16 protein-coding genes are annotated in these 14,854 nt (G+C 59.9%); 12 read left to right on the forward strand and 4 right to left on the reverse strand.

The features are described 5' to 3' along the window. Position 1: 1 nt before the first annotated feature. Genes EV656_RS15090 through ccmI form a run of 3 tightly spaced genes read left to right on the forward strand, consistent with a single transcriptional unit; the run spans position 2 to position 2,186 of the window. Positions 2-568 carry a DsbE family thiol:disulfide interchange protein gene (locus tag EV656_RS15090; RefSeq protein WP_009807483.1) on the forward strand — a complete coding sequence of 189 codons (567 nt, stop codon included), beginning with the start codon at positions 2-4 and terminating at the stop codon, positions 566-568. Then, entirely contained in the window at positions 565-1,038 is a 474-nt protein-coding gene (locus EV656_RS15095; protein ID WP_009807484.1) for a cytochrome c-type biogenesis protein, read from the forward strand. The genes EV656_RS15090 and EV656_RS15095 overlap by 4 nt, the downstream gene beginning before the upstream one ends. Then, positions 1,035-2,186, forward strand: a complete 1,152-nt coding sequence (gene ccmI / locus EV656_RS15100; protein ID WP_008327282.1) for a c-type cytochrome biogenesis protein CcmI — start codon at positions 1,035-1,037, stop codon at positions 2,184-2,186. Before EV656_RS15095 ends, ccmI begins: the two co-directional genes overlap by 4 nt. 28 nt (positions 2,187-2,214) lie before the next feature. Here the strand turns inward: ccmI and EV656_RS15105 are convergent, their stop codons facing one another. Continuing rightward, entirely contained in the window at positions 2,215-4,344 is a 2,130-nt protein-coding gene (locus tag EV656_RS15105; RefSeq protein WP_009807485.1) for a protein-disulfide reductase DsbD family protein, read from the reverse strand. A gap of 283 nt (positions 4,345-4,627) precedes the next feature. Continuing rightward, a complete protein-coding gene (locus EV656_RS15110; RefSeq protein ID WP_007803398.1) occupies positions 4,628-4,930 on the reverse strand; it encodes a DUF2933 domain-containing protein in 303 nt (100 codons plus the stop codon). Positions 4,931-5,085: 155 nt separating this feature from the next. Here EV656_RS15110 and EV656_RS15115 point away from each other — a divergent pair, with 155 nt between their 5' ends. The 7 genes from EV656_RS15115 to EV656_RS15145 all read left to right on the forward strand — a co-directional run bounded on the left by EV656_RS15115 (position 5,086) and on the right by EV656_RS15145 (position 10,666). Next, positions 5,086-5,646: a L,D-transpeptidase gene (locus EV656_RS15115; RefSeq protein ID WP_009807486.1), complete on the forward strand. Its 561-nt coding sequence runs from the start codon at positions 5,086-5,088 to the stop codon at positions 5,644-5,646. Positions 5,647-5,674: 28 nt separating this feature from the next. Continuing rightward, a complete protein-coding gene (locus tag EV656_RS15120; RefSeq protein WP_007803401.1) occupies positions 5,675-6,133 on the forward strand; it encodes a c-type cytochrome in 459 nt (152 codons plus the stop codon). A 369-nt stretch (positions 6,134-6,502) separates the two neighbouring features. After that, positions 6,503-7,096 (forward strand): c-type cytochrome, encoded by a 594-nt coding sequence (locus EV656_RS15125; RefSeq protein WP_007803403.1) that lies wholly within the window; start codon positions 6,503-6,505, stop codon positions 7,094-7,096. Between the two features lie 2 nt (positions 7,097-7,098). Next, the gene (locus EV656_RS15130; protein ID WP_007803405.1) at positions 7,099-8,016 is read left to right on the forward strand and encodes a c-type cytochrome; all 918 of its coding nucleotides are present in this window, start codon (positions 7,099-7,101) and stop codon (positions 8,014-8,016) included. Positions 8,017-8,059: 43 nt separating this feature from the next. Continuing rightward, positions 8,060-9,454, forward strand: a complete 1,395-nt coding sequence (locus tag EV656_RS15135; RefSeq protein WP_007803406.1) for a multicopper oxidase family protein — start codon at positions 8,060-8,062, stop codon at positions 9,452-9,454. Beyond that, positions 9,451-9,933 (forward strand): c-type cytochrome, encoded by a 483-nt coding sequence (locus tag EV656_RS15140; protein ID WP_007803408.1) that lies wholly within the window; start codon positions 9,451-9,453, stop codon positions 9,931-9,933. Before EV656_RS15135 ends, EV656_RS15140 begins: the two co-directional genes overlap by 4 nt. 1 nt (position 9,934) lies before the next feature. Then, on the forward strand, positions 9,935-10,666 hold the full coding sequence (locus EV656_RS15145; protein WP_009807488.1) for a DsbA family protein: 732 nt from the start codon (positions 9,935-9,937) through the stop codon (positions 10,664-10,666). A 42-nt stretch (positions 10,667-10,708) separates the two neighbouring features. On the opposite strand, the gene EV656_RS15150 is transcribed toward EV656_RS15145, so the two are convergent. Further along, positions 10,709-10,909 carry a heavy-metal-associated domain-containing protein gene (locus EV656_RS15150; protein WP_007803412.1) on the reverse strand — a complete coding sequence of 67 codons (201 nt, stop codon included), beginning with the start codon at positions 10,907-10,909 and terminating at the stop codon, positions 10,709-10,711. A 152-nt stretch (positions 10,910-11,061) separates the two neighbouring features. On the opposite strand from EV656_RS15150, the gene EV656_RS15155 reads away from it, so the two are divergent. Beyond that, on the forward strand, positions 11,062-13,572 hold the full coding sequence (locus EV656_RS15155; protein WP_007803414.1) for a heavy metal translocating P-type ATPase: 2,511 nt from the start codon (positions 11,062-11,064) through the stop codon (positions 13,570-13,572). Between the two features lie 12 nt (positions 13,573-13,584). Continuing rightward, positions 13,585-13,983, forward strand: coding sequence for a Cu(I)-responsive transcriptional regulator (gene cueR / locus EV656_RS15160; RefSeq protein WP_007803416.1), 399 nt, complete (start codon positions 13,585-13,587; stop codon positions 13,981-13,983). Between the two features lie 21 nt (positions 13,984-14,004). Here the strand turns inward: cueR and EV656_RS15165 are convergent, their stop codons facing one another. Further along, entirely contained in the window at positions 14,005-14,727 is a 723-nt protein-coding gene (locus EV656_RS15165) for a MauE/DoxX family redox-associated membrane protein (protein WP_007803418.1), read from the reverse strand. Positions 14,728-14,854 lie beyond the last annotated feature (127 nt).

Raw genomic sequence — 14,854 nt, forward strand, 5'->3', positions numbered from 1 at the left:
GATGAAACGTCTCATTGCCGGGCTGCCGTTTATTGCGGCGGTCATATTCGGTGGGTTTTTTCTCTGGGGGCTCAATCCCGACCGGGATCCCAACGAGATCCCTTCCGTCCTGATCTCGCAACCGGCCCCGGCGTTCGACCTCGATCCCGTGCCGGGGTTGGAGACACCCGGCCTGGCCCGAAGCGATCTTGTCGGCAACGAACGACCGGTCGTGGTCAATGTCTTTGCGTCCTGGTGCGTGCCCTGCCGCGCGGAACATGCCGTGTTGACAAGATTTGTCGAACGAGACGGCATGCGGTTGTTCGGAATAAACTACAAAGACAAACCTGAGGATGCCGTGAAGTGGCTCAATGACCTCGGCAATCCCTACGAGCGGATCGGGTCCGACCTGTCGGGCCGGACCGGGATCGAATGGGGCCTGTCGGGCGTGCCGGAAACCTTCATCGTCGATAGCGATGGCACCGTTTTGTTTCGCTATGTCGGGCCGGTCGTGGGTCCGGACGCCGTCGAACGGTTCACGCAAGCCCTGAAGCAGGCAGGCGCACTGCCAAATGGAGCAGGTTCATGAGACAGTTGATTTTCGCGTTTTGCATCGGGCTCCTTCCCTTTGCCGCCAATGCGGTGGAACCGGACGAAATGCTGACCGACCCGGTATTGGAACAGCGTGCGCGGGAGATTTCCAAGGATCTACGATGCGTCGTCTGTCAGAACCAGGACATCGACAGTTCGAACGCGGGTGTGGCGCGGGACTTGCGTCTGCTCGTACGCGAGCGCCTGGTCGTTGGAGACAGCGACGCGGAGGTGATCGAATACATACGGGCGCGGTACGGGGATTACGTGCTGCTGAAACCGCCTCTGGAGCCTGCGACCTACGCGCTTTGGTTCGCTCCGATCGCTTTCGTTCTGATCGGGGTTTTCGTTGGTGGCGGGCTACTGATGAGTCGGCGAAAGCAAGAGGCATTTGAAGACTTGGGCTCGGAGGATGAGAACACCGTGTCCGAAATTCTCAGGCAAAACGAAGCGGGGGATGCGTCATGATCTGGGGTATTTTCGTTCTTTTGACGCTGGTCGCAATCGGAATTGTCCTCTACCCGCTGCTGCTGTCCAAATCGAACACTCTCACCAGAGGGGATGCGGTACCGGCGATCCTCGCCGATCAGATGCGGGAAATCCAACGAGACATGGACCGCGGTTTGATTTCTGAACAGGAAGCTCAAGCGGCCAGACTCGAGATCAAGAAACGGATCCTCGCGACGACCCGCAATTCGGAAGAAAAAGCCGGATCATCCCGTAATGGTGGCAGAGTCACTCTCGTTGTCGCGGCGGTCCTCGCGCCGGTTATTGCCGCGGGCTACTATCTGACGATGGGATCGCCGGAGGTTCCTTCAATGGCCTTCGCTGCCCGTGCAGAGGAGCGGGCACAGACTGATGAAGTGACGGCGCTGGCAATACAACTTCGCGAAAGGCTTGTATCCGATCCGACCGGCGGCCCTAGCGAAGGGTGGATGCTGTTGGGCCAGACCTATCAGCGCATGGGCAGAGCAGCCGATGCCGTCGAAGCCTTCGAAGTCGTTGCCGAACGGGAGGATGCCACCTCCGCGACATTCTCCATGCTGGCAGAGGCTGTCGCGGTTGCCAATGACGGCGTTGTTATTCCACGGGCGAAATTGGCCATTGATCGCGCTTTGGACCTTGACCCATCCAATCCTGCGGCAACCTACTTCGAGTCTCTGTATTACTTTCAGCAAGAAGAGACGCGTAAGGCCTACGATCTGCTTGTTTCACGACTGAATCAGGAAGAGGCTTACGTTCCCTGGATGGAGACCTATGCAGCGCAGATCAACCGGATTGCAGCGGCAGCTGACCTTCCGGTCGTCAATCTACCCAGCGGGCCGACGTCGCAACCAGGCCCGAGTGCCGCAGATGTCGCGGCGGCGTCGGAGATGAATGACGCGGATCGCGCGGAGTTCATCCGATCGATGGTCTCGCGGCTGGCCGAGCGTCTTGAGGATGAACCGGACGATCTGGATGGTTGGATGCGGCTGGCAAATGCCTATACCGTCCTTCAGGAGCCCGATCGCGCCGTTGAGGCCTACCGCAAGGCTGAAGCGCTGTTGGAGCAGCAGCCCGCCAGTGATCCTCGGCGTGCGGCGGTCCGTGCCGCGCTTGAGCGGCTCGGCGGCTGACTACTGCTCGGTGTCCCGGTCGAGCAGGTCACTCCTGTCCGGCAACCTTTGCGGAAACATCCCGACCACTGGCTTGCGCCAAGGCGTTCATCACGTCCTCGGTTTTTAGCAATTCGGACAGCACAATGCCGTTCGGTGCCGATGGTCCGTAGACGGCATTGAAGGGGATGCCGTATCTGCCGAAACTCTCAAGGTAGCGGGAAATGCGCGTGTCCGGGCGTGTCCAATCTGCCTGCATCGCCGTGACTCCAGGCGCTTCAAGCGCGCTCCGGACTGGCTCCCGATCGATGATAAGTGTCTTGTTCGCTTTGCAAGTCAGACACCAGTCAGCGGTCACATCGACAAAAACGACCTCTCCTGCGGACACGCGTTTCGCTATTTCCGAACGATCAAATGCGATCCAAGCCATTGCCAACTGCGGCGTCGAACGCGCAGGTGCTGATTGCTGCAAGAGAGGACCTGCGGCAATGGCCAGGACAAGGCTGGCTATGGCAATAGACCACCTGAATTGGGACTGCACATTCGGGAGAGATAGTATCAGAACGGCGAGACCGGACAACGCCGCGACCGCGATGACAGACGCAAGCCCGGCGACACCGTCGAGCACCCAGAACAGCCACACGGCGGTTGCAAGCAACAAAACCCCCATGACGCTTTTGATGATCAGCATCCATCGACCAGGCTTGGGCATGAATGCGACCAGACGCGGGAACGCGGCGATGACGAGATAGGGCAGGGCGAGGCCGAGCCCGAGGCTCGTAAAGACGATGAGGATGTCCACGCCACGCCCGGCCAAAGCAAAGGCCACCGCGGTGCCGAGGAACGGTGCCGAACAAGGCGTCGCCATGACGGCACCGAACATGCCAGTGAAAAAGTCGGCGGAATACCCGTTGCGTCCTCCGGCCCCTGCAAGCCGCGTCTGCATGCCGTGTGGAAGGGCGAACTCGAACGCTCCGAACAGATTTGCCGAAAAGACGAGCAGGACAGCGATCATCGCCGCAAGAAACAGCGGGCTTTGAAACTGCAAACCCCACCCGACGCTGAGGCCTGCCGTCTGGAGCGCCCAGAGGACGAGCGCCAGACCCCACATGAACGTCATGATGCCGGCGCTGGCAGCGACGAAACCGAACCGGACACGGGTTGTGTCGTGATCGGTGTGTTTGAGCACAGACGACACCTTGATGGACAGCACCGGCAGCACGCAGGGCATCACATTCAGGATCAATCCGCCCAGCAGCGCGATCGCGGCAATCCAGATCAGTTCCATCATGTCCGGTGTCGTGGCGGCCAGTTCAAAGGGTGGTGCTATTCCTTGCGCCACGCGATCCGCGATGATCGTGAAGGCCCGGTTCTCGCCGTCGGTGACGGTAATCGACGGAGCCACTGTCACATCCGTATTCGACGAGAGGATCGGCAAGCGCGCCCAAAGCAAACGATCCTCTTCTCCCAAACGGATATCGGGTTTGCCAAGCGCAACACCCATACCCAGTTCGGGAAACACATCCGGCGACTGGAGTGGTTCATCGACGCGAAGGCTGACGATCAACTCCGTGAGGTCTTCGTCGATGAAGGCATTTGCCTCGCTGACGCCGCTCGTCTTGGCCCCTTCGGGGACGCGCTCGGAAAACGTACCGATCAGCCCAGCCGAAGTGCTGTCGATGACGTTGCCCCGTCCGAGGCGAAGTGACAGGTCAAACTCTTCCGGGACACAGACATTGGAGCACACCAGCAGTTTGACCTGCGCGGAAAGAGTCACAGGTGCGCCGGGATCTTTGAGCGTTATGCGCAGCGGAAAGACGACTTCACCCGCATAACCAAAATTTTCGATGCCGAAGGCGGTGAAGCGCGTCGGGGCGGGCCACATGAATTCGACATCTGCGACGTTTTCGGAACCGCTCCATTCGACCGAAGGCGGTATTCCCACCTCGCCCGCCGACCGCCAATAGGTCTTCCAGTTTTCGTTCAGTTGAAGGTGAAGCCCGGCTGACAGAGTCTGTGTGTTCTCGGGAACGCCGTCCTGTACACTAATGAGATGCGCGGTGAGTGGCGCGCTCTGGTATTCAGCAGAGGTTGCTGCCGCGACACTTCCAGAGACAACGGCCAGGAGCACGAAGGGAATAAGCAAAACCCGTCGCAGGATCAAAAGGCAATCGATCAAGATACCTGCTTCCTTCCCATATTTTCCGCAGATTTCGCCAGGACGGCGGAAATTGCGTCAAAGTCCACCTGTGGCAAAACCCTGACGACCGTCCGCACAGACAATTCGCGCAACGCCAGTCGCAGAAGATGAAAGGGTTCGACACCCATCCGGCAGAAGGTCTGACGCTTGCTTCGTGGACACGATAGCCTTCAGATCTAGGCAGTCTGCAAGGCTTCCCGCGCAACCTCCAAGTAATGTAACCATCAACAGCAATACGAATACCTTTGCTTTCCCTCGCACATCACTGCCTGTTGCGGGCGACGCTAGGAATCACGGAACTTATGGGCTCGGGCGCTTCCTCGATAGTATCGTTTGCCTTGTCGGAATGGCACGATTTCCCCATGAATCTATGCATCACAAGATGCGCTCCAACGCACAACAGGAGCGGGGCGAAAGCCGATGCATTGCCCCACATACCCGCAAGCGTTCCGCCAGCGAGAAAAAAACCGATCACGGGCAACAGCATCACAATGCAACACGCCATCATTCCGTAATGCATGAGCTTGTCTGTAATCGGCTTATTCTTGGGATTTTCGTCGTCCATGACACCCTCTTTGTCTCGTTCCTGGCGTCATTTGCGACCCTCCAGCAGGGTAAGGTCAAGGATACAAATGGATACACTTCTCGCGGCCTTGTCAGGTTGCCTGATGCCGGGTCTCCCGTAAAAGACATGTACAAACCGTAGGCTAGGAGTGTGTCATGACGACATCGCGAAACAACAAGATCAATCGACGAAGCCTGTTGGGGTATGCGGCTGTCGCTTTGGTTGCACCAAGCGTGGTTCGAGCCGAAACCATTCGCCGCAACATTTCTTCTTTCCGAGTTCATGACTGGCAAGACCATTTCGACACGCTCGGCAAAGGGATCATCATCTCAGACACCGTGACGATGGCGCTACAGCACTGGACAGCGGACGGCGAGATGCGGATTTACCCGACATCCGTTCCGCTGACCGACGAACTCACCAAACGCGGTTACACTGAAGTGGTGGAAAAACGCAAAAACCCCAGTTGGGCGCCGACGCCCTCCATGCGGGAACGCAATCCGGAATGGCCGGCACGTATCGAGGGGGGTGATCCGGACAACCCCTTGGGTACTCGCGCACTGTACCTGTCGTGGCAGTACTACCGTATTCACGGGACACAGGACACGCGCAAGATCGGCCGCCGGTCGTCAAACGGCTGCATCGGTTTGTTCAACGAACAGATCGAGGAAGTCTACGAGCGAGCGCCTGTCGGCACTCAAGTCAAACTCATCTGACCCAACGGGCAAGGCGGAAGATACAGGCATGGACAAATTAACTGCGCTGATTGGTGCCGTTTTTGTTATCGGCGGGGGTTTTGCCGTTTGGCAGTTCGTTGGAGCCGAAGATTTAGCGGTTGGCCACTCCATGACGCCACCTGACACAAGCGAGATTGCCGAAGGCGATCCGATCGTCCAGGTCCAGCTGCCTGACGCACTCTCGCAGCAGGCGGCGCTTGGGAAGAACATATTCGAGGCAAAATGTTCCGAGTGTCACGGCGAAAATGCCGCCGGTCGCAACGGTGTTGCGCCGCCTCTCGTGCACAAGATCTACGAACCGAGCCACCATTCGGACATGGCTTTTGTTCTGGCAGCTCAAAACGGCGTCCGTGCACATCACTGGAATTTCGGTAATATGCCTAAGATCGAGGGATTGACCCAAGGAGACGTCAAGATGGTGGCCGCCTATGTCCGCGAATTGCAGCGGGCCAACGGGATCAACTGATGCGTTGGTCGAAGACGAACCGATGGATTCTGTCGGCCGTTTTCGGCCTTTTCCTTGTAGTACTCGGGGTGCCAGAGGCGCCGGTATATCATGGTGAAACGTCGTTGGGGCAGGAATACCATGGTCACGAAGACGCAGGGCCATCGACCGAGGCCTCTGGCCACTGCCATCCAGGCCTCGATTGTTCTGTCCCGGCAGCGTTATTGCTTCAGCCGAACATGGCGTACGAGCCTTCTTTTCTGAAAGCCGTCATGCAAGACGGCGCGATCCAACGAACCGAATTGCGCCCGATCAGCGATCCTCCACCGCCCCGACGGTGGGTCTGATTTCACGTCGCTCGAAAAGCAGACCCAAAGAAGGATCGAAGACATGAAAAAGACGACTATCGTAGCGGCAGTGTTGATTGCAGGTACTGCGGTCACGGCATTCGCGCATAGCGGTGCCACCGGCATCGTGAAAGAGCGCATGGATGCCATGCTTGCAATGGGGAAGGCGGTCAAGACCGTGGCCCCGATGATGCGGGGCGAAACGGCCTATGACGCAGAAACAGTGCGCGATGCCGCGCGCCTGTTCCAGCAGCACGCCGGTGAGAGCATGACAAAGCTGTTCCCAGAGGGCACAGGGGGCATGCCCTCGGAAGCCAAGGACGAGGTGTGGACCGACTGGGAGCGCTTCGCGGCATTGGCAAGTCAGCTGGAAGAATACTCTGAGGGCCTGGAACGCGCAGCCGACAATGGATTGGGCGGCATGAGCGGCAATACCTCCATGGATGGCGCCTCGATGATGGGCGGCGGGTCAATGATGGGAGGCGATACAACCATGATGGGCGGGAGCACGATGATGGGCCGAGGCGACATGATGGATGCGGCCGCCATTGCCGAAATGCCCGCCGACGCAGCATTCGCGATGACGACCCAGGTCTGTTCCGCATGCCATGAACGCTTCCGGGCGGAAGAAGACTGACCATGCGCCGGTTCTTGACACTCGTCAGCGGGGCCGCCGTGCTGGGCGCGGCCAGCCTCGGCGTCGTGATTGCATGGCCTGTCGGCAGTGCAGTGACTCCGATTGCAATAGAGGGCAATGTCGACCGGGGCGCATATCTGGCGCGCGCCAGTGGGTGCATTGCCTGTCATACCAATTTTGAAGCGGGCGGCGCACCACTTGCCGGAGGGGCGCCGCTCGAAACCCCGTTCGGAACGTTCTACCCGCCCAACCTGACGACAGACCCGGAACATGGCATGGGCGAATGGACGGCAGAACAGTTCGCAAAAGCCGTGCGGCAAGGCATCGGCCCCGATGGAACGCCGTACTATCCGTCTTTCCCGTACACCTTCTATGCGGATTTTTCTGATCAGGATATCGCTGACCTCTGGGCGGCGTTTCAAACCGTGCCGCCCGTGGACGAGCCTGCACCAGAAAATGATGTCAGCTTCCCATTCGACCAACGATGGGGGCTGAAGCTCTGGCGAGCGGCGTTCTTCTACGATCCGGATACCGAACCGATTGAAGGGCGAAGCGACGCATGGAATCGAGGACGGGAATTGGTGCGCGGTGCGGCACATTGCGGAGCCTGCCATACGCCGCGCAATCTTGCGGGAGGCCGCGATATCGGTGCTTCCTTTGCAGGCAACGCCCAGCTTCCCGGTGGCAGCAAGGCCCCCGCGATACGGCCAAAAGACCTGGTCAAAAATGACTGGACGGTTTCAAACCTCGCTTATGCGCTCCAGACCGGCATCACCCCTTCGGGCGATGCTTTCGGCGGCAGCATGGCGGAAGTGGTTCGCGAGGGAACTCGGTTTCTGACACCTGCCGATCGCGAAGCGATGGCGCTTTTCCTGCTGAACAAGGACACGGTCGAGGCGGAGAACCCCGCGTCGAACTAACACCACGCGGGGGCAACACGCCCCCGCTTTCTCGAGGATCGAAATGAGACAAACACGTCGGGATTTCTTGCGCCATGCAACACTGGCGGCCTGCGCGGCGGCCATCCCGCAGTCGGCTTTTGCCGCGACCCCGTTCGAGGACCTGATTGCCAAGGTTGCACGTCGACAGCTTCTTCCGGACACCTACCCGGAAACAGAGATCTGGGGCTATGACGGCCTCGTTCCGGCCCCGGAAATCAGGGTCACACAAGGCGATCGGGTGCGTCGCAGGTTTCGCAACGAGGTACCCGATCCCAGTTCGGTTCACTGGCACGGAATCCGGATCGACAACGCGATGGATGGCGTTTCAGGGCTGACCCAAGAGGCCGTAGCGCCGGGTGGAACCTTTGACTACGACTTCGTCGTACCGGACGCGGGCACCTATTGGTATCACGCGCATAATCGCTCATACGAGCAAGTCGCGCGTGGTCTGCGCGGTGCCTTGATCGTCGAAGAGGTCGATGGACCGGACATCGACCGCGAGGAAGTCATCGTTCTGGAGGACTGGTTGCTCGACCCTGAGAGCGGGCAGCTGTTCGACAATTTCGAACAGCCCATGATGATGAGCCACGGTGGACGTACCGGCAACTTTATCACGACCAACGGGCGCTATGACCTGACCTTGCCCGCGCAGCGCAACGAGCGCATTCGCTTGCGGATCATCAACGCAGCAAGCGCTCGAATTTTCCCGCTGAGGCTCTCTGGATTCAGTGGCTGGACGGTGGCCGTGGATGGAATGCCAACCGGCCAACCCCAGTCGGTTGACGGCGAGTTGATCCTCGGCCCGGCACAGCGCGTCGACTTAATTGTGGATGTGACCGAAGACGAAGGCGGCACCGCCCAATTGCTTCGCATCGGCGATGATGATCAACTGACCCCGTTGGTGAGTTTTCTGGTCAACGGCACAGCCAGTTCAGTACCAAGAGGCAAGCCACTGCCGTTGCCGCCGAACCCCGCGGCACACGCCCCGGACCTTGCCGATGCGCGTGATTTGCGACTGGTCATGTCCGGCGGGGCAATGGGGCGAATGCAGTCCGCATTGCTTGGCGGGGAACGTCTTGGATTCCGTCAGCTTGCCCAAGCGGGCAAATTCTGGGCCCTGAATGATGTCGCCGAAATGACCTACACGCCACTGGCCGATCTATCCCTGAACGAGCCGGTGCGCCTGAAGATCGAGAACCAGACCGTTTTCCCACATGCGATGCACCTGCACGGGATGCATTTCCGCGAGCTGCGCCCCGACGGCGCGTTCGGGCCGATGCGGGACACGATCCTGTTGGCCGGCAACGAGTCCCGGGAGATCGCCTTTACGGCAGACAATCCCGGCAAGTGGCTGTTCCATTGCCACATGCTCAGCCACGCCGCATCTGGCATGACAACCTGGATACGGGTCACATGAGATATCTCGTTTGGTCCCTTCCGATCACTGTCGCAGCAGCCGCCTTCACGTATTGGCTCTCGACCAGTGCATCCTCGGATGTCGGCAGCGCGTCCAGGGCGGAGAGCTACGACATCGAAGAAGGCGCGTTGCTCTACGCAGAAAACTGTGCGTCTTGTCATGGCGCGGGTCTGGAAGGCCAGCCGGAATGGCGAACGCCCGGCGCGGATGGGCGCCTGCCAGCACCACCACATGATGAGACGGGTCACACCTGGCATCATCCTGACAGCCTGCTCTTCGATTACACAAAACTGGGGGGTGCGGCGCTTCTGGCGCGTCAGGGCGTCGAATTCGACAGTGGCATGCCCGGTTTCGCAGACGTGCTGACCGACCAGCAAATTCACAACATCCTGGCCTTCATCCGGTCCACCTGGCCAGACCGCATCCGCGAAGTCCAGGCCGCGCGGACAGAAGCCGACGAACAACGGGGAGAGAACTAAAATGCGTTTCAGACAAGCCTTCACGACGGTCGCGATAGCTGCCTTGCTTCCGATACCGGCACTCGCGGACGAACTGTCAGAGTCCCGGGTCAAGGAACTTGTGCTCGAGGCAATCCGCGAGAACCCGGAGATTGTCATGGAGGCCGTGGCGATCCTCGAACAAAGGCAGGCGCAAGCGCAGGAGCTCAGTCAGGCCCAAGTTCTGAATGACCAGCGCGATCTGATCGAGAACGATCCGAATGCGCCGGTTCTCGGCAACCTGGAAGGGGACGTCACTGTTGTGGAATTTTTCGACTACAACTGTCCCTATTGTCGGCGGGTCAAACCCGAGGTGCGGGCTTTGATCGAAGACGATCCCAACATTCGCCTCGTCTATCGTGAATGGCCCATTCTCGGAGACGGATCGGTGTTTGCCGCGAAAGCGGCCTTGGCAGCGCGCAAGCAGGACAAATACGAAGAGTTTCACTGGGCAATGATGGGGCTGGAAGGCCGCGCGGAAGAGGCCTCCGTGCTGCGCGTGGCCGAGGAGATCGGCCTGGATATCGCGCAGTTGCGCAAGGACATGGAGGCCCCCGAGGTCGAAGAGCACATTGCGACCTCCATGCAACTGACCCAAGCTCTGGGCTTTAACGGCACGCCGTCTTTCGTGATCGGGGATGCGCTGGTCCCGGGCTTCGTCGAAAAGGCGCAGCTTGCCGACTTGGTCGAGGAAGCCCGCAAAGTCGAAGACTGAAATTCTGTGCCCGGACCACCCTTGGGTGGTCCAGGCACTGCATCAAGCGGCCGCAGGTTCCACGTTGTAGCCCGCATCCCGAATGATCGCTTGGACCTGATCGGCTGGTAACACGCTGTCGACATGCACCTGTCGGGCAGAAAGGTCACATTCTACGCCTGCATTCGGATCTGCGCTCTTCACCGCGCTTTCGATTGCTGCGGTGCAATGCCCACAGCTCATGTCCGGAACGCTGAACTTCATCGGAACCACTCCTTGATCTGATTTCTATCGGTGACATGGGGCTTCCCCCCGCTGGAAGGTCAAGTGAAGAAATTTATTTGGCGCCCTCCCATTGACCCTCCAGTAACTGGAAGCCTCATATTCCACTTCGAATGGAAAAACAGGTGACACATATGCCCGAACCCAAACAGATCAGCCTGCCGATCGAAGGCATGTCATGCGCGTCCTGCGTTGGCAGGGTCGATCGCGCATTGAATGCAATCGACGGCGTAGAGGATGTGTCGGTGAACCTTGCCTCGGAAACTGCTCGCATGAGCGTGGACGCGCTCAAGCGCATTCCCGACATCATCGAATCCCTTCGCGAGCTGGGCTACCCCGCGCGGAAGGCCAGGGCCGAACTCACGATTGCAGCGATGTCCTGTGCCTCTTGCGTCGGGCGGGTCGATAAGGCGCTTGCCGCGGTGCCCGGGGTGGTCGAGGTGAACGTCAACCTCGCCTCAGAGACGGCGACGGTCATTTACGTCGAAGGTCTTGTCACGACATCCGATCTGATCGAATCAAGCGGCGCGGCAGGGTATCCAGCAACCGTGGCAACGGCCCAGGCCGGTGACGACAGAGTTGCGCGCAAGGAGGAAGAGGCTCAGGCGCTTGCCAAACGGGTCACCTTTGCGGCCATCCTCGCCTTGCCGGTCTTCCTGATCGAAATGGGTGGCCACGTCATTCCGGCCGTTCATATGCTGATCGAGACCACGATTGGCCAGCAGACGAGTTGGCTTCTTCAGTTCGTGCTGACGACAATCGTTCTCTTCGGCCCGGGCCGGACGTTTTACACCAAGGGTTTCCCGGCCTTGTTCCGGGGTGCCCCCGACATGAACAGCCTCGTCGCGGTCGGCACCGGGGCGGCTTACCTTTATTCCGTGGTTGCGACATTCGTACCGTCGGTCCTGCCTGACACGCTGCGCACCGTCTATTTCGAGGCGGCAGCGGTCATCGTCGTTCTGATCCTTCTGGGGCGGTTTCTTGAAGCGCGCGCCAAGGGGAGAACGGGCGCGGCCATCCAGAAGCTATTAGGGCTTCAGGCGCGGACTGCACGCGTGATGCGGGACGGAGAAAGCGTCGAGATCGAGATCGATGCGCTGGTTCAGGGTGACATCGTCATCGTGCGCCCTGGTGAACGCATCGCGGTCGATGGCGAGGTCATCGAGGGGACCAGCCGCGTCGACGAAAGCATGCTGACAGGCGAGCCGATCCCCGCTGAAAAAGGTGCCGGAGATACGGTGACCGGCGGGACGGTCAACGGCGCCGGAAGCCTACAGTTCCTCGCCACGCGGGTCGGCGCCGACACGACCCTGGCGCAGATTATTCGCATGGTCGAAGAGGCCCAGGGCGCCAAACTGCCGATCCAGGGATTGGTCGACCGGATCACCTTGTGGTTCGTGCCTGCCGTGATGGCGATCGCGGCGGCGACCGTGCTGGTCTGGCTGTTTTTCGGGCCTGATCCGGCCCTGACGATGGCGCTGGTCGCCGGTGTGTCGGTGCTCATCATCGCGTGCCCCTGCGCGATGGGGCTTGCGACGCCGACCTCGATCATGGTCGGGACGGGACGTGCTGCGGAAATGGGTGTCCTGTTCCGTAAAGGTGACGCCTTGCAGCAACTTGATTCCGTTGATGTGGTCGCCCTCGACAAAACAGGCACGGTGACCGAGGGGCGACCCGCACTGACTGACCTTGTGCTGGCGGAAGGGTTCGATCGCCCAACAACGCTCTCGAAGATCGCTGCCGTGGAGTCGCTCTCCGAGCATCCTGTCGCGGACGCCATCGTGCGGGCCGCGCGGGCCGAGGGCGCACCTCTTGTGGCGGCCGAAGGCTTTCAATCGGTCACAGGTTACGGCGTGCGCGCCGTGGTCGAAGACGTGGAGGTGTTGGTTGGGGCCGACCGCTACATGGCGCGCGAAGGCATTGACGTCTCGGCATTGGCTCCAGAGGAAACGAAGATCGCAAGCAAGGGTCGCACGGCGCTTTACGCTGCCATAGATGGGCGTGTCGCCGCCGTGATCGGCGTGGCCGATCCGGTCAAACCGGCAAGCCGCGCAGCCATCGCAGCGCTGCACGAAAAGGGTCTTGCGGTTGCGATGATCACCGGCGACAAACGCGAAACCGCCGAAGCCATCGCCCGCGAAACCGGTATCGACCACGTCATCGCCGGCGTCCTGCCGGACGGCAAGGTTGCGGCGCTCGACAGTTTGCGCCAAGGGAACAAGCGCATCGCCTTTGTCGGCGACGGGATCAACGACGCCCCGGCGCTGGCGCATGCCGATGTGGGCATCGCCATTGGAACCGGCACCGATGTGGCCATCGAATCTGCGGATGTCGTCCTGATGTCGGGCGATTTGCGCGGCGTGGTGAACGCCTTCGAAGTATCGCGGCGGACCATGCGCAACATCCGGCAGAACCTGTTCTGGGCCTTTGCCTACAACGTGGCACTTATTCCGGTCGCTGCCGGGGTGCTTTATCCCGCCTTTGGGTTGCTCCTGTCACCAATCCTTGCGGCGGGTGCGATGGCGTTGTCCTCGGTGTTTGTCCTGACCAATGCCCTGCGGCTGCGGCGCATCGCGCCTGCGATGGACGAGCAGCGCGCAATCCCGGCAGAGCTGGCAGCCGCCACTCCTGCTCCAGCAGAATAACGGAGGTTCGACATGAACATCGGAGACGTTGCCCGACAATCGGGTGTGCCCCCAAAAACAATCCGCTACTACGAGGACATCGGGCTGATCCGCCCGAACCGTAGCGAGAACGGCTACCGCGCGTTCACCGAGAGCCACATTCACAAGCTGGCGTTTCTGGGTCGCGCACGGGCCTTGGGGTTCACCATCGAAGATTGCAGGACGCTCCTGTCGCTCTACGAGGATGAAAACCGCGAAAGCATGCAAGTGAAGGCGGTTGCGGAAGACCATCTGCGCCAGATCGAGGAAAAGATCGCGAAACTGCAATCCATGCGCGCGACGCTCGCCGAACTGGTGGAAAAATGTGCCGGGGATCACCGGCCCGACTGCCCCATCATCGAGGATCTGTCGCCGGAGCGGTTGGCCAAGTGACAGGCAAGAAGGGGCTGTACCTCAGAACCAGATCGCGCGGACCGGCATCCAGATACCCATGAAGATCATCATCAGGTTTTCCGTCAGCGAAATGAACCCCAGCGGGACGGAACTGTCACCGCCGACGCAGGCGCATTTCAGCTCTCTCTTGTCGATATAAACAGCCTTGAACACGCTGACAGCGCCGACCGTGCCGATAAACAGGGCGACAGGCGCCGAGAGCCACAGCAGCGCGCCGGCAGTCATCAGGACACCTGCCAACGCTTCGCCGAACGGGTAGACCTTGCCGTATCGCACCCATTTGCGCGCCAGCAGATCGTAGTTGAGGAACATCGTCGAAAACCCTTCGACATCCTGCAATTTCTGGATCGCGAGAATGGTCATGGACAGCGAAATGAACCATTCGAACCCCCGCAAGGTAAGGACCGACCCGTACTGGTGCCAAGACAGGCCCAATGCCAACAGCGCGGCAACGGAAAAGATCGCGATGACCGGCTGGTAGGTCGTGTCGCTTTGCTCTTCCTCGGGTGGGTCAATGTCGAAAAACACCCTGAGATCGTCGTAACCGCCGATCCGTTCGTCCCCGATGAAAGTCTGCGGCGTCGTCTCGACCCCGTGCTTCTCCATGAAAGCATCGGTGTCTTCACGGGTGTCAAGCGGATGGTCTTCCACCTCGAAGCCTTGCCGCTCCAGCAGGTCTTTCGATTTCAGACCGTAGGGGCAGACATGGCCCGGCATGACCATGCGATAAAGCTGCGCGGATTTACTGTCTGTGTCGTAAGCCCCCGGTTTTTACCGCAGCGGCTGGTCCTTGACGCGGGCGATGATGTCGGGTTCGGCGACGAAGTCTTCGAGGAAGCTGTGCCACTCT

The organism is Rhodovulum adriaticum (assembly GCF_004345735.1).
GTDB classification, from domain to species: domain Bacteria; phylum Pseudomonadota; class Alphaproteobacteria; order Rhodobacterales; family Rhodobacteraceae; genus Rhodovulum; species Rhodovulum adriaticum.

Excerpts from the sequence above, each read along its gene's own strand:
- EV656_RS15090 (WP_009807483.1), top strand. The coding sequence starts at position 2 with ATGAAACGTCTCATTGCCGGGCTGCCGTTTATTGCGGCGGTCATATTC.
- EV656_RS15095 (WP_009807484.1), top strand. The coding sequence starts at position 565 with ATGAGACAGTTGATTTTCGCGTTTTGCATCGGGCTCCTTCCCTTTGCC.
- ccmI (WP_008327282.1), top strand. The coding sequence starts at position 1,035 with ATGATCTGGGGTATTTTCGTTCTTTTGACGCTGGTCGCAATCGGAATT.
- EV656_RS15110 (WP_007803398.1), bottom strand. The coding sequence starts at position 4,930 with ATGGACGACGAAAATCCCAAGAATAAGCCGATTACAGACAAGCTCATG.
- EV656_RS15115 (WP_009807486.1), top strand. The coding sequence starts at position 5,086 with ATGACGACATCGCGAAACAACAAGATCAATCGACGAAGCCTGTTGGGG.
- EV656_RS15120 (WP_007803401.1), top strand. The coding sequence starts at position 5,675 with ATGGACAAATTAACTGCGCTGATTGGTGCCGTTTTTGTTATCGGCGGG.
- EV656_RS15125 (WP_007803403.1), top strand. The coding sequence starts at position 6,503 with ATGAAAAAGACGACTATCGTAGCGGCAGTGTTGATTGCAGGTACTGCG.
- EV656_RS15130 (WP_007803405.1), top strand. The coding sequence starts at position 7,099 with ATGCGCCGGTTCTTGACACTCGTCAGCGGGGCCGCCGTGCTGGGCGCG.
- EV656_RS15135 (WP_007803406.1), top strand. The coding sequence starts at position 8,060 with ATGAGACAAACACGTCGGGATTTCTTGCGCCATGCAACACTGGCGGCC.
- EV656_RS15140 (WP_007803408.1), top strand. The coding sequence starts at position 9,451 with ATGAGATATCTCGTTTGGTCCCTTCCGATCACTGTCGCAGCAGCCGCC.
- EV656_RS15145 (WP_009807488.1), top strand. The coding sequence starts at position 9,935 with ATGCGTTTCAGACAAGCCTTCACGACGGTCGCGATAGCTGCCTTGCTT.
- EV656_RS15150 (WP_007803412.1), bottom strand. The coding sequence starts at position 10,909 with ATGAAGTTCAGCGTTCCGGACATGAGCTGTGGGCATTGCACCGCAGCA.
- EV656_RS15155 (WP_007803414.1), top strand. The coding sequence starts at position 11,062 with ATGCCCGAACCCAAACAGATCAGCCTGCCGATCGAAGGCATGTCATGC.
- cueR (WP_007803416.1), top strand. The coding sequence starts at position 13,585 with ATGAACATCGGAGACGTTGCCCGACAATCGGGTGTGCCCCCAAAAACA.
- EV656_RS15165 (WP_007803418.1), bottom strand. The coding sequence starts at position 14,727 with ATGGTCATGCCGGGCCATGTCTGCCCCTACGGTCTGAAATCGAAAGAC.